The organism is Streptomyces cyslabdanicus (assembly GCF_052663305.1).
The window spans coordinates 1-23,301 of the sequence record NZ_JBQRUW010000078.1 but is presented as its reverse complement, the minus strand read 5'-3'; the positions used below and the strand labels follow the sequence as shown (position 1 = coordinate 23,301).

Annotated in this window: 24 protein-coding genes and 5 pseudogenes; 14 read left to right on the top strand and 15 right to left on the bottom strand. The window is 70.6% G+C overall.

What is annotated here, in order from left to right:
- Positions 1-16 precede the first annotated feature (16 nt).
- Together ACTYVM_RS35965 and ACTYVM_RS35960 are read left to right on the top strand one after the other, a co-directional pair.
- Positions 17-982 carry an ATP-binding cassette domain-containing protein gene (locus ACTYVM_RS35965; RefSeq protein ID WP_445529473.1) on the top strand — a complete coding sequence of 322 codons (966 nt, stop codon included), beginning with the start codon at positions 17-19 and terminating at the stop codon, positions 980-982.
- The gene (locus ACTYVM_RS35960) at positions 979-1,755 is read left to right on the top strand and encodes an ABC transporter permease (protein ID WP_445529474.1); all 777 of its coding nucleotides are present in this window, start codon (positions 979-981) and stop codon (positions 1,753-1,755) included. The genes ACTYVM_RS35965 and ACTYVM_RS35960 overlap by 4 nt, the downstream gene beginning before the upstream one ends.
- Positions 1,756-1,872: 117 nt before the next feature.
- Here ACTYVM_RS35960 and ACTYVM_RS35955 read toward each other — a convergent pair whose 3' ends face one another.
- A complete protein-coding gene (locus ACTYVM_RS35955; RefSeq protein ID WP_445529475.1) occupies positions 1,873-2,064 on the bottom strand; it encodes a hotdog family protein in 192 nt (63 codons plus the stop codon).
- Positions 2,065-2,078: 14 nt separating this feature from the next.
- Between ACTYVM_RS35955 and ACTYVM_RS35950 the strand changes: the two genes are divergently transcribed.
- A complete protein-coding gene (locus ACTYVM_RS35950; RefSeq protein WP_445529476.1) occupies positions 2,079-2,225 on the top strand; it encodes a hypothetical protein in 147 nt (48 codons plus the stop codon).
- 71 nt (positions 2,226-2,296) lie between these two features.
- Here the strand turns inward: ACTYVM_RS35950 and ACTYVM_RS35945 are convergent, their stop codons facing one another.
- The 3 genes and pseudogenes from ACTYVM_RS35945 to ACTYVM_RS35935 form a co-directional block, all read right to left on the bottom strand.
- Positions 2,297-3,610, bottom strand: a complete 1,314-nt coding sequence (locus tag ACTYVM_RS35945; protein ID WP_445529477.1) for an MFS transporter — start codon at positions 3,608-3,610, stop codon at positions 2,297-2,299.
- Positions 3,607-4,029, bottom strand: a complete 423-nt coding sequence (locus ACTYVM_RS35940) for a hypothetical protein (RefSeq protein WP_445529517.1) — start codon at positions 4,027-4,029, stop codon at positions 3,607-3,609. Before ACTYVM_RS35940 ends, ACTYVM_RS35945 begins: the two co-directional genes overlap by 4 nt.
- A 161-nt stretch (positions 4,030-4,190) precedes the next feature.
- Positions 4,191-4,528 (bottom strand): annotated as a pseudogene (locus ACTYVM_RS35935) (MMPL family transporter); the annotation flags it as partial.
- Positions 4,529-4,796: 268 nt separating this feature from the next.
- Here ACTYVM_RS35935 and ACTYVM_RS35930 point away from each other — a divergent pair.
- Positions 4,797-6,005: an NAD(P)/FAD-dependent oxidoreductase gene (locus tag ACTYVM_RS35930; protein WP_445529478.1), complete on the top strand. Its 1,209-nt coding sequence runs from the start codon at positions 4,797-4,799 to the stop codon at positions 6,003-6,005.
- Positions 6,006-6,097: 92 nt separating this feature from the next.
- Complete coding sequence (locus ACTYVM_RS35925; RefSeq protein WP_445529479.1) at positions 6,098-6,994, top strand: RNA polymerase sigma-70 factor; 897 nt, start codon at positions 6,098-6,100, stop codon at positions 6,992-6,994.
- 168 nt (positions 6,995-7,162) lie between these two features.
- On the opposite strand, the gene ACTYVM_RS35920 is transcribed toward ACTYVM_RS35925, so the two are convergent.
- Positions 7,163-7,771, bottom strand: coding sequence for a helix-turn-helix domain-containing protein (locus tag ACTYVM_RS35920; protein ID WP_445529480.1), 609 nt, complete (start codon positions 7,769-7,771; stop codon positions 7,163-7,165).
- Between the two features lie 140 nt (positions 7,772-7,911).
- On the opposite strand from ACTYVM_RS35920, the gene ACTYVM_RS35915 reads away from it, so the two are divergent.
- From ACTYVM_RS35915 to ACTYVM_RS35900, 4 genes and pseudogenes are all read left to right on the top strand, one after another.
- Positions 7,912-8,901 carry an alpha/beta fold hydrolase gene (locus tag ACTYVM_RS35915; protein ID WP_445529481.1) on the top strand — a complete coding sequence of 330 codons (990 nt, stop codon included), beginning with the start codon at positions 7,912-7,914 and terminating at the stop codon, positions 8,899-8,901.
- 340 nt (positions 8,902-9,241) lie between these two features.
- Positions 9,242-9,952, top strand: a pseudogene (locus ACTYVM_RS35910) (helix-turn-helix domain-containing protein); the annotation flags it as partial.
- A pseudogene (locus ACTYVM_RS35905) lies at positions 9,942-10,121 on the top strand (telomere-protecting terminal protein Tpg); the annotation flags it as partial. The pseudogenes ACTYVM_RS35910 and ACTYVM_RS35905, both read left to right, overlap by 11 nt.
- Positions 10,122-10,301: 180 nt before the next feature.
- Positions 10,302-10,592 (top strand): hypothetical protein, encoded by a 291-nt coding sequence (locus ACTYVM_RS35900; RefSeq protein WP_445529482.1) that lies wholly within the window; start codon positions 10,302-10,304, stop codon positions 10,590-10,592.
- Positions 10,593-10,867: 275 nt separating this feature from the next.
- Here ACTYVM_RS35900 and ACTYVM_RS35895 read toward each other — a convergent pair whose 3' ends face one another.
- Entirely contained in the window at positions 10,868-11,752 is an 885-nt protein-coding gene (locus ACTYVM_RS35895; RefSeq protein WP_445529483.1) for a winged helix-turn-helix transcriptional regulator, read from the bottom strand.
- A gap of 130 nt (positions 11,753-11,882) precedes the next feature.
- Here ACTYVM_RS35895 and ACTYVM_RS35890 point away from each other — a divergent pair, with 130 nt between their 5' ends.
- A complete protein-coding gene (locus ACTYVM_RS35890) occupies positions 11,883-13,139 on the top strand; it encodes an MFS transporter (RefSeq protein WP_445529484.1) in 1,257 nt (418 codons plus the stop codon).
- 335 nt (positions 13,140-13,474) lie between these two features.
- On the opposite strand, the gene ACTYVM_RS35885 is transcribed toward ACTYVM_RS35890, so the two are convergent.
- Together ACTYVM_RS35885 and ACTYVM_RS35880 are read right to left on the bottom strand one after the other, a co-directional pair.
- Positions 13,475-14,833: an FAD-dependent oxidoreductase gene (locus ACTYVM_RS35885; RefSeq protein ID WP_445529485.1), complete on the bottom strand. Its 1,359-nt coding sequence runs from the start codon at positions 14,831-14,833 to the stop codon at positions 13,475-13,477.
- Positions 14,834-14,898: 65 nt separating this feature from the next.
- Positions 14,899-15,246, bottom strand: coding sequence for a SpoIIE family protein phosphatase (locus ACTYVM_RS35880; protein ID WP_445529970.1), 348 nt, complete (start codon positions 15,244-15,246; stop codon positions 14,899-14,901).
- A 265-nt stretch (positions 15,247-15,511) separates the two neighbouring features.
- Between ACTYVM_RS35880 and ACTYVM_RS35875 the strand changes: the two genes are divergently transcribed.
- Complete coding sequence (locus tag ACTYVM_RS35875) at positions 15,512-15,667, top strand: DUF6131 family protein (protein ID WP_400036327.1); 156 nt, start codon at positions 15,512-15,514, stop codon at positions 15,665-15,667.
- Between the two features lie 323 nt (positions 15,668-15,990).
- Here ACTYVM_RS35875 and ACTYVM_RS35870 read toward each other — a convergent pair whose 3' ends face one another.
- From ACTYVM_RS35870 to ACTYVM_RS35860, 3 genes and pseudogenes are all read right to left on the bottom strand, one after another.
- Positions 15,991-16,566 carry a hypothetical protein gene (locus ACTYVM_RS35870; protein ID WP_445529487.1) on the bottom strand — a complete coding sequence of 192 codons (576 nt, stop codon included), beginning with the start codon at positions 16,564-16,566 and terminating at the stop codon, positions 15,991-15,993.
- Positions 16,567-16,643: 77 nt separating this feature from the next.
- A pseudogene (locus tag ACTYVM_RS35865) lies at positions 16,644-17,290 on the bottom strand (transposase).
- A 7-nt stretch (positions 17,291-17,297) separates the two neighbouring features.
- Positions 17,298-17,636 carry a hypothetical protein gene (locus ACTYVM_RS35860; RefSeq protein ID WP_445529488.1) on the bottom strand — a complete coding sequence of 113 codons (339 nt, stop codon included), beginning with the start codon at positions 17,634-17,636 and terminating at the stop codon, positions 17,298-17,300.
- A 338-nt stretch (positions 17,637-17,974) separates the two neighbouring features.
- Between ACTYVM_RS35860 and ACTYVM_RS35855 the strand changes: the two genes are divergently transcribed.
- Positions 17,975-18,313, top strand: coding sequence for a hypothetical protein (locus ACTYVM_RS35855; protein ID WP_376653126.1), 339 nt, complete (start codon positions 17,975-17,977; stop codon positions 18,311-18,313).
- Positions 18,314-18,913: 600 nt separating this feature from the next.
- Here the strand turns inward: ACTYVM_RS35855 and ACTYVM_RS35850 are convergent.
- The 4 genes and pseudogenes from ACTYVM_RS35850 to ACTYVM_RS35835 form a co-directional block, all read right to left on the bottom strand.
- Positions 18,914-19,330, bottom strand: a complete 417-nt coding sequence (locus ACTYVM_RS35850) for a hypothetical protein (protein ID WP_445529489.1) — start codon at positions 19,328-19,330, stop codon at positions 18,914-18,916.
- A 285-nt stretch (positions 19,331-19,615) separates the two neighbouring features.
- Positions 19,616-20,044 carry an ATP-binding protein gene (locus ACTYVM_RS35845; RefSeq protein WP_400036336.1) on the bottom strand — a complete coding sequence of 143 codons (429 nt, stop codon included), beginning with the start codon at positions 20,042-20,044 and terminating at the stop codon, positions 19,616-19,618.
- A gap of 455 nt (positions 20,045-20,499) precedes the next feature.
- On the bottom strand, positions 20,500-21,288 hold the full coding sequence (locus ACTYVM_RS35840) for an anti-sigma factor (protein ID WP_445529490.1): 789 nt from the start codon (positions 21,286-21,288) through the stop codon (positions 20,500-20,502).
- 25 nt (positions 21,289-21,313) lie between these two features.
- Positions 21,314-21,816, bottom strand: a pseudogene (locus tag ACTYVM_RS35835) (sigma-70 family RNA polymerase sigma factor).
- A gap of 694 nt (positions 21,817-22,510) precedes the next feature.
- Here ACTYVM_RS35835 and ACTYVM_RS35830 point away from each other — a divergent pair.
- Together ACTYVM_RS35830 and ACTYVM_RS35825 are read left to right on the top strand one after the other, a co-directional pair.
- Positions 22,511-22,807 carry a plastocyanin/azurin family copper-binding protein gene (locus tag ACTYVM_RS35830; protein ID WP_445529491.1) on the top strand — a complete coding sequence of 99 codons (297 nt, stop codon included), beginning with the start codon at positions 22,511-22,513 and terminating at the stop codon, positions 22,805-22,807.
- Positions 22,804-23,301: metallophosphoesterase family protein (locus ACTYVM_RS35825; RefSeq protein ID WP_445529961.1), on the top strand; the 498-nt coding region annotated here is incomplete at its 3' end. The genes ACTYVM_RS35830 and ACTYVM_RS35825, both read left to right, overlap by 4 nt.

The window sequence follows — 23,301 nt, the reverse complement described above, 5'->3', positions numbered from 1 at the left end:
AGAAGGAGTACCGCTCATGACGAACCTGGCTGTCGCCGCGCGCGGTGTGCGCAAGTCGTACGGTGACAAGGTGGTTCTCGACGGCATCGACCTGTCCGTGCCCGAGGGAACGATCTTCTCCCTGCTCGGCCCGAACGGCGCGGGCAAGACCACCGCCGTCAAGATCCTCTCCACACTGATCAGCGCCGACCAAGGACAGGCGCAGATCGCCGGCCACGACCTCACGGCCCGGGCACAGGCCGTGCGTGCGGCGATCGGGGTGACCGGCCAGTTCTCCGCCGTGGACGGGCTGATCACGGGGGAGGAGAACATGCTCCTGATGGCCGACCTGCACCACCTGTCCAAGCGCGAGGGCCGTCGGGTCACCGCCGAACTGCTGGAACGCTTCGACCTGGTGGAGGCCTCGAAGAAGCCCGCCTCGACCTACTCCGGCGGCATGAAGCGCCGCCTCGACATCGCCATGACCCTGGTCGGCGGCCCCAGGATCATCTTCCTGGACGAGCCGACCACCGGCCTCGACCCGCGCTCGCGCCACAACATGTGGCAGATCATCCGCGAACTTGTCACCGGCGGCGTCACGGTCTTCTTGACCACGCAGTACCTTCAGGAGGCCGACGAACTCGCCGACCGGATCGCGGTGCTGAACAACGGAAAGATCGCCGCGCAGGGCACGGCCGACGAACTCAAGCGGCTGATCCCGGGCGGACACGTGCGGCTGCGGTTCGCCGACCCGGCCGCCTACCAAAGCGCCGCCTCGGCCCTGGACACCGCCACCCGCGACGACGACGCCCTCTCGCTCCAGGTCCCCAGCGACGGCAGCCAGCGCGCGCTGCGCTTTGTTCTGGACCGGCTCGACCTCGCCGGCGTCGAAGCCGACGAACTCACCGTGCACACCCCCGACCTCGACGACGTCTTCTTCGCCCTCACCGACGCCCCCGCCCGGCCCGCCCGTACCGACCAGCCGATGGAGGCTGCGCGATGAGCTCCCTCTCCCTCGCCGTCCGTGACTCGTCCACCATGCTGCGCCGCAACCTCCTGCACGCGCGGCGCTACCCCTCGCTCACCCTGAACCTGCTGCTCACGCCGGTCATGCTGCTCCTGCTGTTCGTCTACATCTTCGGCGGAGCCATCAGTGGCGGCGCGGGCCGCGACACCTACATCGCCTACATCGTCCCCGGCATCCTGCTCATGACGATCGGCTCGACCACGATCGGCACCGCGGTCTCCGTCTCCGGCGACATGGCGGAGGGCATCATCGCCCGCTTTCGCACCATGGCCATCCACCGCGCCTGCGTCCTCATCGGGCACGTCGTCGGCAGCGTCCTGCAGGCGATCATCAGCGTGGTCCTCGTCGGCGCGGTCGGTGTCGCGATGGGCTTCCGCTCCTCGGGCGCGGGCGTTGTGGAGTGGCTCGCCGCCTTCGGTCTGCTGGTCCTCTTCGCTCTGGCGCTCACCTGGATCGCTGTCGGCATGGGCCTGGTCAGCCCGAACGCGGAGGCGGCCAGCAACAACGCGATGCCGCTGATCCTGCTGCCCATGATCTCCAGCGCGTTCGTGCCGCTCGACTCGATGCCGGGCTGGTTCCAGCCCATCGCCGAGTACCAGCCGTTCACTCCCGCCATCGAGACCCTGCGCGGACTCCTGCTGGGCACCGACATCGGCCACAACGGCTGGCTCGCCGTCGGCTGGAGCCTCGGCCTCGCGGCTCTCGGCTACTTCTGGTCGGCCTCGACGTTCAACAAGGACCCGAAGTAACCACCGCGACAGCGCGGGCCCCGGCCCGCGGCTGTCCATGGACAGGGCGGCGTACCCCGACCTCACGTCGGAGTACGCCGCCCTGTCCGTGCGTGTCGGGCGACCGCGCGACTTGTCTCAGTCCACGCGTCCCGTCAGCGTCGAGGAGAAGACGTTGTGCCCGTCCTGGCGCCCGACGACCTCCACCGTCACCGTGCTGCCGCTCTCGAAGGCCACCCGTTCGACGTCGATCCAGCAGGGGCGGTCGAGTCCGACGTAGCGCCAGAAGCTGTTGGAGGCACTCACCGGGGTGAACGACTGCGGGCCCACGAGGGAGCAGGCGAGTGGGGGGACAGGCCGGCGTCGCCGCCTGCCGCCGGTGCCCCGCCGTCGCCACCCGCCATCACACCGACGGCGAACTGTCCACGCTGGTGGCCGACCCGGCCACCAGCGTGGGCGACATCGACGCCCACTTCGCCCGCAGCTCCTGAGATCGTGCGGTAGGCGACCGGGCGTCACGCCCCACCCTGGACCCGTCCCACGGCAACCGCCACAGGACGGGTCACCGCGTGGCCGCCGCGGCCGTCGTCCGCTCGCCCGCTGCCGTCTGCGGGGCCAACGCGACAGGCCGGCCCGTCGTCAGGGCACGTACCTGCCGGCTGCACAGGGCCCCCGCCGTCGCGAGGACGACCAGCACGGCGCCCGCGAGGAGCGTGGCGCGCACTCCGAAGTGCGCGGCGACCGGGCCCGCGGTCATCTCGCCCAGCGGCAAGGCCACGAACGAGCCGAGCGCGTCGTAGGAGTACACCCGCGCCAGCCGGTCCGCCGGGATGTTCTCCTGCAGCGACACGTCCCAGGCCACGCCGAACTGTTCGAGGGCGACGCCGTTCGCGAACATCGCGACGCCCAGCAGCAGGGCGCCCGGTGCCTCGGCGAGCACCACCAGGGGAAGCGACTCGACCGCCACCAGCGCGACGCCGATGAGCAGCGCGTGCCGGGCCCGGGAGCGAGCGGCGAGGACACCGCCGGCGACCGCCCCCGCCATCTGCGCGGCCAGCACCGCGCCCCACACACCGCGCCCGAACGTGGCGTCGGCGACGATCGGCCCGAGCACCTGCACACCGCCCGCGATGACCGCGTTGACCACCATGAACTGCGCCACCACGATCCACACCCAGCGGCGGGCGGTGAACTCCTGCCAGCCCTCCCGCAGTTCACGCAGCGGGCGGGTCCGCTCAGCCGGGGCGGCAGGCCTCTCGTCCTTCGGCTTCACGCCGAAGAAGCACACCGCGGCCCCGACGAACGCCACCGCATTGCCCAAAAGTCCCCAGCCGGGGCCGAACACCGCGGCGACGACGCCCGCGAGCGACGATCCGGCGATCGCACCGAGGTTGGTGCCCATACGCATCACCGCGTTGGCCGGACGGATCAGATCGCCCGGCACGGTCTGCGGGGTGAGCGCGGCGGAGGCGGGCAGGGACAGGGCGGCGAGCGCGCCGTTGAGGACGCTGAGCAGCACGAGCAGCGGGATGGACGTGGCGTCCAGGAGCACGCTCAGGGCGATGGCCGCCTGGACCGCCGACGCGCCGAGCGCCGAACCCTGCAGGACGAGGGTGCGTCGCACCCGGTCCGCCACCACCCCGCCGAGCAGCAGCAGAGCCACGTTCGCCAGCGAACGCGCCCCCACCACGATGCCCAGGTCGGTGGCCCGTCCCGTGGCGTCGAGGACGGCGAACGCCAGCGCGACCGGGGCCATCGCGTTGGCGAAGTACACCAGCAGACGTCCGGCCGCCAGGTGCCGGAACGGCCGGTGCCTCAGAGGCGCCCAGGAGCGCCCGCCGGCCGGGGTATCCGTCGCGCTGTCCGTGATGTTCATACTGTCGTGCGCTCCATTCCGGCCGCTGCCAACGAGGCGTTGGTGTCCGTGCGTGTGCCCGTGTCCGGTGCCGGGCGCACCGTGACGTGCACCCGCGCCGCCGTGATCCCGAGATCCTGCACCGTGTACGGGCAGAAGGAGTACGCCTGCGGGGTCGCGCCCGGTGCCACCCGGACCGTGAACGGGGCGTGCACCCGCTCTCCCGGCGCCGTCGCCTCCACGCGCCGCAGCACGGGGCCGACCTTAGCGTCCAGGTAGACCGGTAGCACAGTGCCCAGATTGACCGTTCCGGCCCGTCGCGCGACCGTCTCGACCACCAGGTCCAGCGTGCCGCTGGCGGCGATGCCGTCCGGCGCCTTCACCCGCAGACCGGTCGCGTCCGCAAGGGAGTTGGCCACGTCGCCGCGGCGGGCGCACACCACTGCACGGTGTCGGTGACCGCCGGCACCCGTCCCCGCCGCCGTAGGCCCGCAGACCGCGCCCGCAGGCGCACCGCGCGTCGAGCTCGTACGGCGGATCGGCGACGCTGCGCACCGAGGCAGGTCGGGAACTGACGCGCCGGGCCGTCGCGGTGCTTGGCGTAGTCCATGGCGAGGCCGAAGACCACACCGATCATGAAGATCGGCATCGTCGTCATGATCGGACCGGGCTGCTCGATACCGAAGACGTCGGCACCCCGGCCCAGTTGGAACACCGCGACCATCGCGCCAGCGCCGCGCTGACCGAGAGCAGGAATCCGAGGGCGGCCCTGAGCGGCACCAGGATCGAGCGGAACACCAGGAGCAGCAGCAGCAGGAAGGCCAGGCCGGCGACCAGCCCCAGGAAGGGCAGCAGTGCGTCGGACAGGGTGCGGGAGAAGTCGATGAACAGCACGGTCCGGCCGGTCACCAGGATCTCGGTGGCACCCGCTGACGCCTCCAGCGTGGCGTGCTACCAGCTGATGGTCGACGACGCCCGCCACCGCGACGTCCTGGCCGCCGAACGCGAAAGCGAGCCCGCATCCGAAGCGAGAAGGGCACCCTCTGGGGCGGACCCCACTCTCACAACAGCAGCCCGACCCGACCGGGCGAACCAATGCGGCCCCAGCTCCGGTCGAGCCCCAGTGAAGTGATCCGGATCACACCCTGTCACAGCGGCCGATGGCGCGGTGTCTTGAGGCCGAACACGTGGAAACGGAGGAGGCAGAATGACCGGGAACACGCATGTGGTGGTGATCGGTGGCGGATACGCGGGCGTGATGGCCGCGAACCGGCTGACACTGCGCGACGACGTGACCGTGACACTGATCAACCCGCGCCCGGACTTTGTCCACCGGGTCCGCCTGCACCAACTGGTGGGCGGGTCCGACGACGCAGTCATCGCCTACCAGGACGTCCTGGCCGAGGGCGTCCGGCTGGTGGTCGACACCGTGACCCGGATCGCCGCGGCCGAGCGCAGCGTGACGTTGGCGACCGACGGCACGCTCGACTACGACTACCTGATCTACGCCGTGGGCAGCGGCAGCGCCGAACCGAGCGTGCCGGGCGCGGCCGAGTTCGCCTACCCGATCGCCTCCCTGGAAGCGGCACAGCGGCTGCGCCCGGTCCTCGACGCCGCTCCCGCGACGGCCCCGGTGACGGTCGTCGGCGCCGGTCCCACCGGCATCGAGACCGCCGCCGAGCTGGCGGAACAGGGCCGCCGGGTGACCCTGGTCTGCGGCGGCGTTCTCGGCCCGTACCTGCACACCCGGGGCCGGCGCTCGGTCGCCCAGCGGCTGACCGAGCTCAAAGTGACGCTCATCGACGGCCCCCACGCGAAGGTGACAGCGGTGACCCGCGACACCGTGCGGCTCGCCGACGGCCGTGAGCTGCCGAGCGAGGTCACCGTCTGGACCGCCGGCTTCGGCGTTCCGGACCTGGCCGCCCGCAGCGGGCTGAGCACCGACGCCGTGGGCCGCCTGCTCACGGACGAGACGCTGACGAGCGTGGACGACGCGCACATCGTCGCGGCCGGGGACTCGGCCGCACCGACCGGCCTGCCACTGCGGATGAGCTGCCTGAACGCGATCCCGCTGGGCGCGCGGGCCGCCGACACCGTGCTCAGCCGACTCGCGGGTGAGCAGCCGGACAACCTCCACCAGTCGTTCTCCGCCCAGTGCGTCAGCCTGGGCCGCAGCGCGGGCATCTTCCAGTTCGCCAACAGGTCCGACGTCGCGGTGTGGCTGCACATCGACGACGGCCTGGGCGCCAGGATCAAGGAAACGGTCTGCAAGGGCATCCCCAAGCACCTGTCCGACGAGGCGCACAAGCCCGGTTCGTACAGCCTGCACCGCGTTCCGGGAGGGGCCGGCAAGCGCCGGCAACTGCTGCGTGCCCACCGCGCCGAGGTACCTGCCGTCGCCGACCGGGCAACCTGACCGCCGGGTGCCGCCAGGATCTTGCCGTGGACGCACGCGAACGCGGTCGGCCGCCAGGGCCGACCGCGAAGGACGAGGAAGAGGGACGAGAGATGAGCGACGACGCCACCGACCCGGCGACCGAGGCGTTCCTCGCCCACCGCAACCTGCTCTTCACCGTCGCCTACGAGATACTCGGATCGGCGGCCGACGCCGAAGACGTCCTCCAGGAGACCTGGCTGCGATGGGTTAAGGCCGACCAGGGTCAGGTACGCGACCAGCGCGCCTACCTGGTCCGGATCACCACCCGCCAGGCACTCAACCGGCTGCGCACCATGAAGCGCCGCCGGGAGGCATACGTCGGCACCTGGCTGCCCGAGCCGCTGCTCACCGCGCCGGACGTGGCCGAGGACGTCGAACTCGCCGAGAGCGTGTCGATGGCGCTGATGCTCGTCCTCGAGACGCTGTCACCGACCGAGCGCGCCGTCTTCGTGCTGCGCGAGGTCTTCGATATCGGCTACGACGAGATCGCGGCCGCCGTCGACAAGAGCCCCGCGGCCGTCCGCCAGATCGCCCACCGCGCCCGCCGACACGTCGAATCCCGCCGCCCCCGCCGGCCGGTCTCCGCGAACCAGAGCCAGGCGGTCCTGAAGTCGTTCCAGCACGCGCTCGAAACCGGGGACCCGCAGGCCCTCCTCGAGGTGCTCGCCCCCGAGGTCGTCCTGATGAGCGACGGCGGCGGCATCAAACACGCCGCGCTGCGGCCGGTCACCGGCGCCGAGAAGGTGGCCCGCATGTTCGCCGGCGGCATCGGCAAGCTCAAAGGCACGCTCACCACCGAACCGACCGTGGTCAACGGCAACCCGGCACTCCTCGTCCGCCTGGACGGCGAGATCGACGGCGTCATGGCGATCCACATCGAGGACGCCCGCGTCACCAGCCTCTACTACGTCCGCAACCCGGAGAAACTGTCCCACGTCGCATCCACGACCCCGCTCACCCTGCGCTGAACACCACCGATCCCCGACACGCGAACGTCAAGCAGCGAGTTCGGTCCTGTTGCATGCGGGCTCTGCTGCAGGAGATTTCGGGGTGGTCGACGTCAAGGACACCGACGGCTGGGTGGTCACCGGTCACCACTGTCGCCGGGGGGATGGTCCCGGACGCTGTGCTCCGCACTACCGGACCCCGCGGCCGGGGGCTGGGGCGCGCGGTCGTAGGCGCTCTCCCTGCGGCCCGAACATGATCAGGTACTCGACCGGGCCGCCGGGTCCGGCGTTGGTGACTCCATGGGCGGTACGGGTGTCGAACTCGGCCACCTCCCCGGCGCTCAGGACGAGGTCCTGCTCCCCGAGCGCCAGCCACAGCCGCCCGTACAGGACGCACAGCCATTCGTACCCGTCGTGGGAGACCTGCCGCGGCCGCGTCGGCGGCGCGCCGACGGCGGGCAGGACGTGCTTGTGGGCGTGCAGGCCCCCCACGTACCGGGTCAGCGGCAGCACCGCCTTGTCGCCGGGACGCTGCAACATCGGGGTGCGCGGTCCGGCCGCGGCGACGGGCGCGGTGCCGGCCAGCTCGTCCAGGGAGATGCCGTACGCCTTCGCGAGGTGCAGCAGCACCTCCAGGGTCGGCTTGCGCCTGCCGGTCTCGATCCGCGACAGCGTGCTCAGCGAGATCCCGGTCGCACGGCTGACACCGGTGAGCGTGGCGCCGCGCTGCTCGCGCGCGGCCCGCAGCCGGGGGCCCATGGCCGCCAGCGTGTCAGCTACGCCGTCGTCCGTCACCATCACCGCGCTCCCTCCGGCCGTGCCGCTTCCACCACCCTGACCTGCCAGTTTGCCAGCATGGCAAGAGTACTCGCGTCGGGTGGCCACAGCACCACATGATCGGTGGACAACCGCGGCCACCCGTGAACCAAGGAGAAGCCATGCACCAGTCCGCGCCGTTTGCCGGCCTGAGCCACCGCACCATCGAGGCACCCGCCGGGCGCCTGCACCTGGTCGAGCAGGGCACCGGACCGCTGGTCCTGCTCGTCCACGGCTTCCCCGAGTCCTGGTACTCCTGGCGCCGCCAGCTCCCGGCCCTCGCGGCGGCGGGGTACCGGGCCGCGGCGCTCGACGTGCGCGGCTACGGCCGCTCCTCCAAACCGGCCGCGACGGACGCCTACCGGATGCTCGACCTGGTGGAGGACAACGTCGCCCTGGTGCGCGCCCTGGGCGAGGAGAAGGCGGTGGTCGTCGGGCACGACTGGGGCTCCAACATCGCGGCGGCCTCCGCCCTGCTCCACCCCGAGGTCTTCCGCGCCGTCGGACTGCTGAGCGTCCCCTACGCGCCGCCCGGCGGCCCCCGCCCCACCGACGTCTTCGCGCAGATGGGCGGCGACGAGGAGTTCTACGTCTCCTACTTCCAGGAGCCCGGCCGGGCCGAAGCGGAGATGGAGCCCGACGTCCGGGGCTGGCTCGCGGGCTTCTACGCGGCCCTGTCCGCCGACACCATGCCCGCCCAGGGCGAGCCCGACCCGCACTTCGTGTCCCGCACCGGCGGCCGGCTGCGTGACCGCTTCCCCGGCGGCAAGCTGCCCACCTGGCTGACCGAGGACGACCTCGACGTGTACGCCGGGGAGTTCGAGCGCACCGGCATGACCGGCGCCCTCAACCGCTACCGCACCATGGACCGCGACTGGGAGGACCTCGCCCAGTACCGCGGCGCCCCCATCAAGCAGCCGTCCCTGTTCATCGGCGGCGCCCTGGATGCCTCCACGACCTGGATGGCCGACGCGATCGACGCCTACCCAGCCACCCTCCCCGGCCTGACCTCCACCCACATCCTGGACGGCTGCGGGCACTGGATCCAGCAGGAGCGCCCCGAGGAGGTCAACCGCCTGCTGACCGCCTGGCTCGCCTCCCTCCAGGGCTGAATCACCGGCCGTGCCCGCCGTCACCGCGCCTGCTCCGGGCGGCCCGCCGGCCGCCCCGCGGCGGAGGCGGATGACGCTGCCCATCCAGGAGGTCAGCGGGCCACCGTAGTCGGTGCCGGCCAGCGGCCCCAGCCACTCCCGCCCGGCCTGCGCGAACCTCGCCCACCCCGTCTTCTACGCTGCTGCCAAGCCAGGGGCTCACCAAGCAACAACCACCACCGGGCTCTTGCCGGTCCTGGCCGCTGCCCAGCTTCACGAGATCACGACGCGAACGCTGTCCGTACGCGCTCCGTACGCGAAATGTGCGCTTCACGCTAGGGTCGGGGACAGGAGGTTCTGCATGTCCGAGCTGTTCGACGCGGTCGACGCGCTCATCGCGTCCCGTTCCCCGTTGCCGCCCCCGGCGGAGCGCAGGCGGCTGCGCCAGGCACATGGCCTGACGCTGGACGAGGTGGCCGCCGCACTGCGGGTGCGGCGGGCGACGGTCAGCGGCTGGGAGGCAGGCAGGACCGAGCCGCGGCCGCCGGAGCGTGACGCCTACGCCCGCATGCTCGAGCAACTCGCCCAGCTCTACCCCGCCGACCCCAACGCCGCGGCGCCCGCGACGGACACGGCGGTCCCCGAGACGCTTGCCGTCCCATCCGCTCCTGCGTCAACGAGAGCCGAACCGCCCAAAGCCCGCACCGAACCGCCCAAAGCCCGCACCGAACCCACAGGCCCGATCCTGGAGCCTGCGTCCGAGAACACCGCACTGCGCCCCGCCGCTGTACCGCATCCGGCGGCCGCGACCAGGCCGACATCGCGCCGCCCGCCCGCGCGGAAAGCCGCCCTCGCCGGCACCCCAGCCGGTAGCACCGATACGCGGTTCGAGAACGGTCCGCTCGTGGTCGTCGACGTCGACGCCGAGGGCCAGGCGTACGCGTACGGCGTCGGCGGCCTGGTCCTGAACGTGCCCGCCAAGACCATCCCGTCCCTGGTGGAGTGGGCTCTCAAGGAAGCGAAGCTCGGGCAGCCGAAGCTGTCGGGTCCGGGCAAGGACGCCGACCCGCTACGCCGCCCGCCTCTTCGATGCCCAGGAGCAGGGCGCCACCGAGCAGCGCCTCGAGGAGATCGCCGCCGAAGCGCTCAAGGACGTGTACTTCCAGGACAACGGCCGCCGCGCGGGCCGGCTGGAGGAGGTCCGCTTCACGGACATCGAGCACCTGGAGTTCGACCTGTAGCAGCCGCACCCCGAACAGCCCGCGAGCCCGGACCGAGTGACGACGCCCCGGCACCGCACCTGCCTTGGGCAACAGCTTCACGGGGCCGCCGGTGCTGAGCCTTCGAGCCGTGAACGCCCCGGTAATGCCGGTGAGTTGCCGATTTCATGGGCGTGCACCCAACTGATTATGATCTTGGTCATGACTGTGCAGAACCCTGACAAAACCCCTTCCCGTAAACAGAGACTTCAGGAGAGGCAGCGCCGTCAGTTGGCGGTGGTCGACACCGTGGACAAGGCCGAGGCCAAGGTCCGCAAGGCGGAGGTCGAACTGGCCGTGGCGGTCACTGAGGCAGTGCAGGTCTTCGGCGACGAGCAGTCCGCGTCCGAGGGACTCGACATGCCGGTCGAAGCCGTCCGGCGCTTCCTCGGCATGACACGGGACGAAACGGCCGGGAGCGACAACGGCGCCGAGGCCGAGGGCACATCCTGAGCTCGGCGTTCGTGGCGGGCCGTGGGGCGAGATCGGTGTCGAATCCCCGTACCGCCGCGGGCGACATCACCCGGAACGGGTCAGCCGCTGATCCGGCAAGCCGTCCGCGGGAGAGACCAGAGGGCCACCGGCCGTGCGGCAGGCACAGGATCGGCGGCCCGGGAGCCTCTCGCCCGCGCCCACCAGGTCGAGGACCGGCCTGGTCAAGACCGATCTGATTCACCCCCGTTGGCCCGGGAAAGGTGGGCGATGTGCCGTCGCCGCGCCCGCGCCCGTCAGCTCCCCGCCGCCACCCGCCGTACCACCGCCAGCGCCTCGCGCACTGCCCCCGGGATGTCCGTCACCGGGAAGCGCGCCTGGCGCACCACGCGGTTGCGGTCCACCACCAGTACCGCCCGCTTCAGCCGCAGTGCCTGCCCGGCGCGGAACACCGGCAGCCGCAGAGCGGCGGCGAGGCGCAGGTCGACGTCTGAGAGCAGAACGAAGGGGATGCCCTCCTCGACCGCGAACACCCGCTGCTCATCCGGGCGTTGCGTACTCACGCCGCGCACCTCGGCGCCCGCCGCGCGGAAGTCGTCGTACGCGTCCCGGAACAGCCGGTTCTCCAGCGTGCAGCCGATGGCACCCGGGATGTCGGCCCAGTCGTCCGGCAACGGGCCCGGGCGACCGGTTGCCGGGTAGCAGAACAGGACGGTGGCCGCAGCCTCGGCCACCGGGTCCAGCGGCTCACCGTCCCAGTGCCCCGGCAACTCGAGGCGCGGCAGCCGCTCGCCCAACAGGCCCGCCACCCGCCGCGCCTCGGCACTCTCCTCGTCGGCCGTGCCGCTCAGCGAGCCGTTGCCGAGCAGCCAGCGGTCCGCCCAGTCCTGCATCGAGAGCAGCACGGGCAGCAGCCCCCGCCCGCTCTCCGTCAGCCGGTACTCGTAGCGCACCGGGCCGGTGTGATACGGAACCTTCTCCAGGACGTCCGCCTCCACCAGGTGCGCAAGGCGCTCGGTCAGCACCTTGCGGGAGATTCCCAACTCCTCCTGGAGCGCGTCGAACCGGTGGTGCCCGCGTGCGGTCTCCCGCACCAGGAGCAGGCTCCACCAATCGCCGACCACCGCCGCCGCCTGCGCGATCGCACACGCGGCGTCCCGCTCGGGCACCGACCTGACCATGGGTCTCCCGTCTTCCGGATACAACGTCCCGTCTTCGAAACCATCTTGCGCCATGCGGTCAGTTCCCGATAGGAACTCAATCGCAACCAGGTAAGTTCCCATGAGAGACTCACTGGAGGGTGGGCGTCGCATGAGCGAGACACCGACGGTCCCGGAGCACGATCGCCGCAGCACCCACCACGCGACCTCGCCCCCGGTCGTCTTCTGGCGCTACTGGACCGCCGCCACCGTCAGCAACGCGGGCACCGCCGTCACCGCCCTCGCCCTCCCCCTGGTCGCCCTCACCGTCCTCGACGCCACCGCCCTCCAGGCCGCCCTGCTCGCCGCCGCCGGACAGATCTCCTGGCTGCTGCTCAGCCTCCCGGCCGGAGTGATCGCCCAGCGCGTCCCGCTCCGCCGCCTCCAGGTCACCCTCGATCTCGTACGGTTCGTCGCCGTCGGATCCCTCCCGCTCGCCTGGTGGCTCGACCGGCTCAGCTACCCGCACCTGTTGCTCGCCGCTCTGGTCACCGGCGCCGCGACCGTACTCTTCGACATCGGCAACTCGACCTTTCTGCCCGCCATCGTCCCGAACCGACAACTCGCCGCCCGCAACAGCCTGATGTCCGGCACACACGCCGTCACCGAGACCGCAGGGCCCTCCGGGGGCGGCCTCCTCGTGCACGCCGCGGGCCCGGTCGGCGCGCTCCTCGTGGACGCGGCCAGCTACCTGCTCTCCGCCGTGCTGCTGCGTACCCTGCCCGAGCGCCGTCCCGCCTCCCGCACCGGCGACGGCGCCCTCCGGCTGATCCGCGAGGGCTGGACGTACGTGACACGGCACCCAGTGATGCTGCCCTGCATGCTCTGGGCCACCGCCACCAACTTCGTCTGCGCCGCCCTGGTCGCCCTCACGCCCCTCTACCTGGTCCGTGAGGCCGGACTGACGCCCGTACAACTCGGCCTCGTGCTCGCCACGGACGGAATCGGCGCGCTCGCCGGATCCGCCGTGGCGGTCCGACTGACCCGACGGTTCGGCACCGCCCGGGGACTCGTCGGGACCGCGCTGGCCGGCGGTACTGCCGCCCTGCTGGCCCCGCTGACCACGTCCGCAGCCAACACGTACTGGTTCGCCCTGGGCAACGCCGGCTTCGCCTTCGGCGTCGTCATCGGGTCGATCACCACCCGCACCCACCGCCAGGCCGAGTCCCCGCCTGAGCTCCTCTCCCGTGTCATGGCCACCGTCCGCTTCGTCTCCTGGGGCGCCCAACCGCTCGGCGCCCTCATCGCCGGCCTGCTCGCCACCTACGCGGGGACGCACGCGGCCCTGTGGACGGTGTGCACAGCCGCGCTCCTGCCGCCGCTGTACCTGCTCACGGTCCCGGTGGGCCGCCGCCGGGACCTCGCCTGACACCAAACACCCCAGGCCGGGCCGGCAGCGCAGGCTTTCGGGGGTGGGTAGAGCCGGCATCGGCGACGGGCGGCGCCGTCGTCGACTTCGACGGTGGTCGCCGGTTGGCACCGGGCACGTTTCGGACGGTCCGTCACCGTGCCGTCCGACGGTACCGGGGAGGTGATCCACTGGCCGTCGTCCCGGCGAGGGGCTGGTTCGGCGGGCCACACCCCGCTCCATGTTCTTCACCATGTGTCGAAGATCGCGCAGCGTGGTCCGGTCAATGACGGTGGCCTGCTGCTGATCGGCACCGAGCTGTGTATCGGCTGGTTGCCGTCAGCGGCCGGCTTCGCTCAGATTCCCGGTTCCTCTGGTGCCGTCGGCGGCTCGGTGGGCGTCGGGGCGGGCGGGCGGAGGAGGACGGCCCGGGCCACGGGCGGGGTGAACAGGGCGGCGACGGGCGTGCGGAGGGTCAGTACGGAGCGGAAGGCGGGCCCGACTACAGGGTCGCCGGGGTAGCGCTCCAGGACGCGCTGCAAGTACCAGTCGGCGACGCGGTCCGCAGCTCCGGCGGCTGCCGCAGTGCCCACCGCGCCCGGCATGTTGCGGTCCGCTCCGGCGGAGATGTCCCACGCCTGCCGGGACGCGGCGAGCAGTGCCCGCTGCACGCGCCGCGTCGTGGGGGTCCGGCGCGGATCGGCCAGTGCGTCACGCAGGGCGAGGGCGCTCATCGCGGCGACGGCCATGCCCTGCCCGTAGATCGGGTTGAACGCGCACAGAGCGTCGCCGGTGGCGAGGAATCCGGCAGGGCGACGGCCGGGCAGATCGTAGCGGCGGCGAATGTTCGAGGTCCGACGATGGCCGAACGCCGGTGAGAGAGGTTCGGCCTCGTCCAGCCACTGGTGCAGGAGCGGATGCGGCAGCCGCTTCTTGGCGTACGTCACGAACTCGTCGTCGCCCGTGGGCGGCTCGTCACCGCGCAGCCCCGAGACGACGACCAGGTGGGTGCCGTCCTCCAAGGGCAGCGCACCACCGCCGTGGACCTGGGCGGGACTGGGGTAGACGTAGTAGCCGCAAGTGTCGCCGTCGAGGACGCCGCTCCTGCCGCGGTAGACGCGGGAGGCGTACGCGAGACCTGTGTCGATGGTCTCCTCGTGTGGGGACTCGGCCCCGATCGCCGTGAGCCACTGCCGGGCCTTCGTGCCCCTGCCGGAGGCATCGACGACCAGGTCGGCCTCGAGGGCCCGTTGCTCCCCTCGGGCATCGCCGGAGCGGTCCTGCAGCAGCACGCCCCGCACGCGCGAGGCGTCACCGAGGAGCCCGACGGCATCGGCCCCCTCCACCACGCTGATCACCGGATCGGCGAGGACGCGCCGTCGCACCAGTTCCTCCAGTTGCGCGCGGGAACCCGTGTAGATGTGCGTCGTCGCGGGCAGCCGCCGGAACCAGCGCCCGTCCTGCCTCTGCACCATGTCCGACGGCATGCCCACACGGGGCGCACCCGCCGCCCGCAGCTGTGCCAGGAAGCCCGGCAGCAGCGACTCCAGGGCCACCTGCCCACCCTCCAGCAGGACATGCGGATGCCGGCCCTGCGGTACACCGGGCCGCGCCATCGTGCCGTCCGGGAACCGGTCGCGCTCCACGACGGTCACCCGGTCGGCGTGCTCGGCGAGGACCTGCGCCGCGAGCAGCCCCGCAAGGCTTCCGCCCACGACGACCGCATGCCGAGCGCCCCGCCCGCCGCCCCCACTCCAACGCCCCGTCCTTCCCGTAGATTTCACTGATGCGCCCCCTGGTCGCCCCGTCGTCGGAAGACACCAGTATCCCGCTCCACAGGGCGCGTTGGCCGCGTTCCGGCGCTTCCCGCGACCCGATGGCCAGGAATCCGCATCTCAACCGGCAGATCGCCCTGTGCGGGTCCTTCACCCGTTGGTGTGAGATCTCTGGCCGACACCTCACACCGCCAGCCGATGCTCCAGGCCTCTGCCGGCCGGAGGGCGGTTTTGCCCAGTGCACGTGCGGCGACACGCAGCCGGCCCGTGACCGCGGCCGAGGCCATGGAAGTGCCCATGACGTCGCCGACGACCAGGGCGACCCGCAGCTCCCCGGCGGTCGCACCCTGCACGACCCGCGCCCCGGCGAAGCGCGCAACCGTGGCGGCAACGGCGAACGCCACCACCCCAAGGTGCCCAGGGCAGCGCCACGCACGTCATCACGGTCATGCCTGAGGCCTTCTGCCCCGTACGCACGAGGGTGAACCGATGGGAGCAGGGCGCCGCCAGCAGGCCAGGCGTGGGCGGTCCGCGGGTTCCGCGCGAGATGGGCCTACATCATAAGTAACCGGGCATATGGACGGTATTACTCCTCCTCCTGGAAGATCGGAGGCCCCGGTGATTGCGCTCGGAGTCATCCTCCTCATCCTCGGTTTCGTGTTCGGCATCTCCATCCTGTGGACCATCGGGATCGTGCTGCTGGTGATCGGTGCCATCCTGTGGGTCCTCGGAGCACTCGGACACGCTGTCGGCGGACGACGTCACTACTGGTGATCGCCGGTGGACCGCCCAAGGCACCCTCGCAGCTGGCGACTTGACGAAATCCCTACGGCCTCAGAGGGTGCCGACGTTGGCGAGACCTGCGGCATTCCTGGCGTCACCTCAGCACGCCTCAGTGGGGGCGGGATCGACGCCCGGGTGTGCACGGTTGAGCTGCTGCCCGAGAAGGCGGCGAGCCTCGTAGGGCTGCCGCCGCTGACCGGTGCGTGCCCACCCACTTACGGAAACTCGCTTTCTGGGCCACCTGGTGTTCCCGAAGCTGAATACCCAGCATCCCCGCACTCCTCCTCTGCCTTCTCATCCCCTCGCTTCGGAAATCACAGGGACGGCGTGAAGGGCGGGACGGACACCGTGCCGTCCTCACCCACGACGATCCGCTCGGCAAGCTGGGCCAGGACCTGAGAGGGGCGCAGCCCCGCCCGGTCCGCCATCACCTGGATCAGCCGACTGGACGCGGCGGACAGCCAGACCTCCGCTCGCAACTCATCCGCTCCCTCCCGCCGCCGTTCCCCGAAGGCGGCCTGTGGCGCAAGAGCACCAGCAAACCGTTCCTCACGCTCGCGAGCCCACACCGAGCCCTGAGCATCCCGTTCCGGCTCGTACACGCTCCAACCGACCGCAGTCATCAAGTCCCTGACGCGCCGCCACTCAGCATGCTTGGCCAGCCAGATGGCAGCCAGCCGCTCCCGATCCATCTCGAACTCGTAGAAGGAACCGTTCCCCCTCAACTGCTCCGCGGTTTCCCGCTCACGGACAGCGGCCTCCGCGATCTTCTCCGCAACGGCAGCGACGTCCAGGCCACTCGCCTGACGCCGGACCTGATCCCGCGCCACGTCCTGAGCACTCCACATGAGCTTTCCCTTTTCCGGAAGCGCGGGCATCTGGACCCGCATCTGACAAATCCGTTAACGATCACTAAGTGCTGTCCCGTAAATGATCTACGCCATGCATGACCAGCGTCGTTTCCCGGTCACCCGGCGAGGGTGAGGTTGTGCAGGCGGGCGATGCCGAGCATGGCGTGGTGGACACCGTTGCCTTTCAGGCGGCAGTCGCGGAGGATCTTCCAGGTCTTCATGCGGGCGAAGGTGTGCTCGACGCGGGCGCGGACCCTTCGGTGGGAGCGGTGGTGTTCTTCTTTCCAGGCCGCAAGTTCGGTCTGACCGGGTTCGCGGCAGTGGGGGATGACCAGGCCGGTGCCGCGGTAGCCGCCGTCGGCGATGACCGTGGTGCGGCCGACGGCGTCCTTCGCGCCGGACAGCTCCCACGCCTTGCAGTCGTCGCGGTTGCCGGGCAGGGGCCGGCCGACGGCGACGACGAGCCGGGTGTCGGCGTTGATGACGACCTGGTGGTTGGTGGAGTACCGGTAGTTCTTCGACTGCTCGGCGACGGTGTGGTCGCGGGTGGGGACCAGGGAGCCGTCCACGTCAGGTTGGTCCGCCAGTACGCGGCAACCAGAAGCACCCGGTCTTCCAACGGCAGGCTCCACGGCCGGCCCTTGCGAACCGGGTCTACGCCCTCGCGCCGCAGCGCGGTGATCAGCTTGCCGAACTGCCGTGGGCTCAGTCCGCTGAACGGGGTTATCCAGGAAGGCTCTGACGCCGTGATCACACCGGTCACTCCGTGATCATTTCACTGCTTCGGGTTCTCTCCGCTCGAACGCGATGCGGCAGCGTTCGACCTGTTCGGCCACCTGCTCCATGAACCAGCGGATGATCTCGTAGGGGATGACGTGCTCGTCGTAGCTGTGGATGTGAACGGTCGGCTCCAGGCCAGGATCCTCGTCGGACATCACGGCCACCAGGAAGGCAGTTCCCGGCAGGTGTGTCTCTGCGTTGGGAACCTCAGCCCACGAGGCTGGCGCCGGGACGGCCTCGCTCAGCTCCACACACCAGGCATCGTCCGGCAAGGCGTAGTGGAACTGGAGGGCGTAGTGACGGCCTGCATGAACACGCAGCTCTGACATGTCCGCAGGCTGCCATAGCCGCCGTGTCAGAGTCTCGCCGATCGCCACGCTCCAGTGGTGGCCGGATTCGATAGCCGCAGGCCCCTCGCCGGCAAGGCTCTGCCGAAGCGGGGCGAGGAAGGGTGGCGGAAATGCGTCTGCGCATCGGCGTTCATGCCGCTGGCGGCGACTGCCGAACCGACCCGTTCCTTGAGGAAGGCGCCCGCCCGGTCGCAGCTCGTGCCACTCGTTGAGATCGTCGACCATGGCGGTGGCGGTCGCGAGGGTGGTGCGGACGTGGTCGAGCTTTCGTGCAAGAGCTGGTCAACTTGCGTTGATCCTATGGAACGATCACCGCCATGGAGATTCTTCGGTACGTGTTCCTCGTCTTCCACCTCTTCGGGTTTGCTGCGATCATGGGCGGCCTTTTCTACCAGCTGAGAGGGAAGGACCCGGTGACCGGCAGCTACATGCCGATCAGTGCGGTCGTTCAGCTGGTCACCGGTGCGGGACTCATATGGACCCGGACGTCCCTGGACCTTCCAGTGGACAACGCGAAGATGGGGGTGAAACTGGCCCTGGACGTCCTGGTAGCGGTGGCGGCGCTGGTGGGCATGCGCAACAAGCAGGCGTGGGCCTTCTACGCCGTTGGGACGTTCACGGCGGCCGCAGTCGTCGTGGCCGTCGCATGGAAGTAGTTCCCCAGCGGGCCTGTGCGCGCATTCGGAGCACGAACACGCCTCAGATTGGCCGATTCGTGAGGACGGACAGCACCTTGACCACGCGCTTCAACGTGCCACTGTAGGCCGCGAGGTCGGATAGGTTCTTGATCTGTGCCGCGGTCTCCTCGGCGGTCGGCTGCTCCTTAACCTCGATCTTGCATGAGGGTCCGTCAGCTTGCTGACGGACCCTCATGCAAGATCGAGGCTGGCGGCCGGGGGCCGGTCAAATGCGCGTATCGCCGTCGAGGTCCGCCTGTGACCTGCATGGCCACCTGCGCCGGCTGCCTGGCCCGCGGAGTGTGCGGGGGCGTTTGGGCCCGATGGAGGCTCAGTCGCTGCCCCTGGGAGCAACCACGTTCGGGTACCTGGAACAGCCGATGGGTCTTCGCGTTCGACCACGGTGCGTTCATCGGTTTTCCCTGGAGTGACCGTTCCTGTTGCAGACTGGCGCGGTGCGCACGCGTGGCTGTCGGGCGTGGAAGGCGAGGCGAGTGGAGTTGGCCGGCTGCTGCGGGGGCGTGCCGGGTGTTGTCCTTGCGGGTCATGTGTCCGTCTTCCTATCGGGTCGGGGGCGGTTCAGGTTGCAGGGCGCCCGGCGGCCGTCCAGGCGGCGTACTCCTGGCGGACGTAGAGGCGGCGGCTGGGGGCGAGCGTGATCGCGTCGGGGTGGAGCGGGCCGGCCACCAGGTTGGGATGGCGGCGGTCGTGCAGGAGGAGTTGCTCGGCGGTTTCTGCGGCGGCTGCGACCGGGCCGGGGCCGGGGTTATCCAGGGCCATCCGGTCCATGAGGACCGCCCGGCGTAGCCGCCAGGCGCGTTCGGCGGCCGTCGCGTCGACCGGGGGGCCGGTGACGGGCCTGGCCTCGCGGCCGTCGCGTTCGGCCCCGAGAGCGAGCACTCGGTGCATCTCGCGGCGCAGGTTTGGCGCATTCGCGTACGCCTCGTGCGGGGGCGGGGCGCTGATGCCCTCGCCGCTGTTCGGGGTGGCGTTCACCCTCACACCTCCGCCGGTTCGTAGGGGCCGGCGCCGCAGCGTTGACACAGCACCGTGTCGTGGTCGGGGTCGCCGTGATCGAGGGTCGATGGGTGTGCCGCGGACCGCATGGGAACCTGGGCCGGGCCCGGGCAGCCGTCGATGGGGCACAGCCTGTGGGTGGCGAAGGCCACTCGGTGGGGGCGTCGGGTGACCCGGCGCTGCCGCCCCTGGTGACTCGTCGCTGTGCTGCAGTGCCAGCACCGGCAGGGGGTCGCAGCTCCTCGTGCCGAACGTCCGGCCGGGTCATGGCGAGCACCTCAGGCAGGCGCGGACTTCGCGGCCGCTGCGTGTCTGGTGGACCTCGGTCGACTGTGCGAGGTGCTGGACGATGCCGGTGCCGCGGCCGTGCTCGTCCGGGGCGATGTCGGGGCGATGGCGCTCCACGGCCGTTCCGGAGTCACTGACCACGATGTTCAGGGTGCCGTGGTCGAGGACGAGCCGCAGGGTCATGTGCTCGCGGCCGTACTGGGCGGCGTTGGCTGCGAGTTCGTCGACGATGAGAACGGCGGACTCGCGCTCGCTCTTGGGAACACACCAGGTCTCCAGCAGATCGGCCGCGAGGTGACGAGCGGCGGAGACGTGTGCCTCCTGCGCGGGCAGGGTGAGCAGTGCCTCGTGGCGACAACGCCGGGAGAGCGGTGGGCTCGGGCGGGGGGAATCGGTTACGAACATGGTCTTCTGACTCTTCTGTGGATGTGCGGAGACCGGAACGTGGAGACTGCCAAGGCATTCGAAGAGGGGTCGGTATGCCGGATCCTGCATCGGAGTGTTCATTCAGTTCCACGGACGACGCATGCCGAACGGTTCGAGCAATTCACACCTTTTGCTCCACTTCCTGTGGGTCAGGTCAAGGTCGGTGGAAGGCTGACTCGTTCGCCTCGGTCAGGGGAGCCGAGGACACCGGTCGTCGGGTGGCCGGTGATCGGGGGACTTGCACGCCCCGGGCTGGGCACTTACGCGTCAAGTCGGCCAGGGGCTGGCCTTCTTCGCGGGAATCGGCGGCGAGGGCGACCGGTCCCACTGGTTCGGCGAGCGCAGGAGGGGAGCGGGCCGGAGTCTTGTAAACGACCGTGGTCCGGTGTGCCAGGAGCCCGCCTGACGCGGGGTCGGGCGGACTCCTGGCGATCTCACGCCCGCATGGTGACCAGCTTCTGACCGTTGCCGGCGACGATCTCGAAGTGCTCGATGGCACCCGGAGACATGGCAACCGCCCCTGGGATCGTGGTGCCGGGAGGGTACTCGCCCGCCCGCCAGGTGGCGCCGTCCGCCCTGGCCCCGCCGGGTCCGACCGCCTGCAGCCGGCAGGTGATCCCGGCAGGCGCCCCCTTGGCGGAGACCTGCAGGACGCTGCCCCAGGCAGAGGGCGAGACCTTCACCGAGGCGGAGACGTTGGTGGTGGGATCGCTTCCGGAGAAGGTGCGCGACGGAGCCGGGGTGGTCGGTCCGGGCGGCGTCGCCTCACTGACCACGGACCCGGTGGTCGCCAGCCAGGTGCCGCCGACCGCACCCGCGAGGAGCATCAGGGAGGCGGCGGCGCCCGCCAGTTGCAGCCGCCACGTCTTGCGGCGCCGGGCCGCGGCCTGCTGCAGCAGCCTCTCCAGTACCCCCGCCTCGCGTGCATGCGGCGCCCCGGCCGCGGCGGGCCGCGCGGGCGGAGAGCCCTGCGTGCTCTCAGTTGCCCGCGCCACCAGCCGATCGGCCAGGTCTCCGTCGGCAGCCGACATCGTCTGGCCTGCGGCTTCGGCCGCGGTCACCGTCGCCAGCAGTGCGGGCAGTCGCGCCAGCTGCGTGTGTTCCGCCTGGCACTCGGCGCATCCTGCGAGGTGGTCGCGCACCTGTTCCATCTCCGTCGGGGGCAGCGCGCCCAGGACGTATCCTCCCAGCGCCAGCCGGAGGGCGTCGTGCTCGGCACTCATGGTCGCCACCTCCTGCATCGCATGGTCATGACTCGATGCCCCGCTCCAGCAGCGCCAGCCTGAGGGCGTGCAGGGCGTAGTACGTCCGTGACTTCACGGTGCCCAGCGGAATGCCCAGCACATCGGCGGCCTCCGCCATGGTCCGGCCCCGGTAGTAGGTCTCCAGCAGGACCGCGCGGTGGTCCGGGGACAGCGTCCGGAAGGCGTCGGCAACTGCACAGCTCTGCAGTGCCTGCTCAATCTCGTCCTCTCCCGGTGTCTGCTCGGCGGCCCGCTCCAGTGCCTCGCCGCCGGCCTCGGCAGGCCTGGCCTGCCGAGGCCGGCGGGCGTCGACAACCAGGTGCCGAGCGACCGTGCACAGCCATGCCCGGGCCGGGCCTCGTGCGGGGTCGAAGGCGGCGGGATGCTGCCACGCTCGCAGCAACGTCTCCTGCACGACATCTCCTCCGCCCATTGCCGGTCTCCTGAGGTCAGTCGAAGCACGTAGTGGAGCAGGGGGCCCGCGTGCTCGGCGTACAGGGTGCGCAGCAGTTCCTCGTCCGTGTCCGAAAGCGTCCCTTTACCAGAGACACGGTCCGCGGAGCGATCCGGATCGGTCCTTGGGTCACGTTTTCGGGAACTCCAGGGCATAAGGCGATCATTGCGCGTATTTACTGGCTTGCCTTGTGATGCTCCGTATCGAAATGGTCACCCTCTGTGAGTACTGCCAGGACCGCGCGCGGGGCGCCGGAGGGCTGATCGATCTGCGGTGACCTGAAGAAAGTGTCATAAAAGCTGCGAATCGACCGAACCGTACGACCCCCGCCACCCGTGGAGTCAGACAAGAGCCGACATACGCGGCATCTCTCGCCCACGCCCAAGCCATTCTCGGCCCGCAGACGGGGAACTGCCGTATGCCGCCTGCGACTTCGCTTCGTCTGCGCACTCGGCCGGCGCACTGCCCATCTCAACCTGATCGTGAGGAACGAACAGCATGTACCCGCACCTTCGTACACCAGGCCGGCGATCACGCGCTGCGGCTGGGCTTGCCGTCGCCACCGTCGCCGCACTGGGGCTCCTGAGCGCATGCGGCCAGTCGTCGCACTCCTCGTCCCCCCATGCCGGTGCCATTACACCGGGACAGGGTCAGCACCAGACGGCCGGCATGCCCGGCGCCTCCGGACCGGGACACGCGGCGGGCTCCGCTCCCGGCGCCTCACCCATGCCCAGCATGACCATGCCCATGAGCCCTCCGAGCACCAGTAAGCCGACCGCGCCGGTGGCCGGGAGCGCCGTGGCGATCAAGAACTTCGCGTTCGCCCCGGCCACGCTGAAGGTCAAAGCGGGCACCACGGTGACCTGGACCAACCAGGACACCGACGCCCACACCGTCACCAGCGCCGGATCGGGCGGCCCGCTGCATTCGGCCGCCCTGGCCACTCACGCCACGTACAGCCACCGGTTCACACAGCCCGGCACCTACCACTACCTCTGCACCATCCATCCGTTCATGACCGCCACCGTGGAGGTGACCCGATGACCGAGTACCACGACCCTCACCAGGGATCACCGATCGGTGGCAACGAACCGCCCGTACCCGACGAACACGGCATGTCCCGACGCCAACTCCTCCGGCACGCAGGGTGGTTCGGCGGGGCCGTGGTGCTGACCGTGGCCGGCGGAGAAGTGATCAGCCACATCGCCGACAGCCGCGGCATCGCCGGGACCACCGCCGGAACCGCGGCCGCGGGAGCCGGCACGACGACGAGCGGCACACTGCGGTTCGTGCAGGTCTCCGACAGCCACATCGGCTTTCAGGGTCCGGCGAACATGGACGTGGCCGGCTCCTTCTCCGAAGCGATCCGCCAGGTCAACTCACTGGGTTTCCGACCCGACTTCGTCATGCATAGCGGCGATCTGACCCACCTGTCCACGTCCTCGCAGTTCGACCAGGTCAGGCAGATGATGACGGGGATGCGGACCGACCGCGTCTTCACCGTGCCCGGCGAGCACGACTCCATAGGCGACGCGGGC

Excerpts from the sequence above, each read along its gene's own strand:
- ACTYVM_RS35965 (WP_445529473.1), top strand. The coding sequence starts at position 17 with ATGACGAACCTGGCTGTCGCCGCGCGCGGTGTGCGCAAGTCGTACGGT.
- ACTYVM_RS35960 (WP_445529474.1), top strand. The coding sequence starts at position 979 with ATGAGCTCCCTCTCCCTCGCCGTCCGTGACTCGTCCACCATGCTGCGC.
- ACTYVM_RS35945 (WP_445529477.1), bottom strand. The coding sequence starts at position 3,610 with ATGAACATCACGGACAGCGCGACGGATACCCCGGCCGGCGGGCGCTCC.
- ACTYVM_RS35930 (WP_445529478.1), top strand. The coding sequence starts at position 4,797 with ATGACCGGGAACACGCATGTGGTGGTGATCGGTGGCGGATACGCGGGC.
- ACTYVM_RS35925 (WP_445529479.1), top strand. The coding sequence starts at position 6,098 with ATGAGCGACGACGCCACCGACCCGGCGACCGAGGCGTTCCTCGCCCAC.
- ACTYVM_RS35920 (WP_445529480.1), bottom strand. The coding sequence starts at position 7,771 with ATGGTGACGGACGACGGCGTAGCTGACACGCTGGCGGCCATGGGCCCC.
- ACTYVM_RS35915 (WP_445529481.1), top strand. The coding sequence starts at position 7,912 with ATGCACCAGTCCGCGCCGTTTGCCGGCCTGAGCCACCGCACCATCGAG.
- ACTYVM_RS35900 (WP_445529482.1), top strand. The coding sequence starts at position 10,302 with ATGACTGTGCAGAACCCTGACAAAACCCCTTCCCGTAAACAGAGACTT.
- ACTYVM_RS35895 (WP_445529483.1), bottom strand. The coding sequence starts at position 11,752 with ATGGTCAGGTCGGTGCCCGAGCGGGACGCCGCGTGTGCGATCGCGCAG.
- ACTYVM_RS35890 (WP_445529484.1), top strand. The coding sequence starts at position 11,883 with ATGAGCGAGACACCGACGGTCCCGGAGCACGATCGCCGCAGCACCCAC.
- ACTYVM_RS35870 (WP_445529487.1), bottom strand. The coding sequence starts at position 16,566 with ATGCGGGTCCAGATGCCCGCGCTTCCGGAAAAGGGAAAGCTCATGTGG.
- ACTYVM_RS35860 (WP_445529488.1), bottom strand. The coding sequence starts at position 17,636 with ATGTCAGAGCTGCGTGTTCATGCAGGCCGTCACTACGCCCTCCAGTTC.
- ACTYVM_RS35855 (WP_376653126.1), top strand. The coding sequence starts at position 17,975 with ATGGAGATTCTTCGGTACGTGTTCCTCGTCTTCCACCTCTTCGGGTTT.
- ACTYVM_RS35845 (WP_400036336.1), bottom strand. The coding sequence starts at position 20,044 with ATGTTCGTAACCGATTCCCCCCGCCCGAGCCCACCGCTCTCCCGGCGT.
- ACTYVM_RS35840 (WP_445529490.1), bottom strand. The coding sequence starts at position 21,288 with ATGAGTGCCGAGCACGACGCCCTCCGGCTGGCGCTGGGAGGATACGTC.
- ACTYVM_RS35830 (WP_445529491.1), top strand. The coding sequence starts at position 22,511 with ATGAGCCCTCCGAGCACCAGTAAGCCGACCGCGCCGGTGGCCGGGAGC.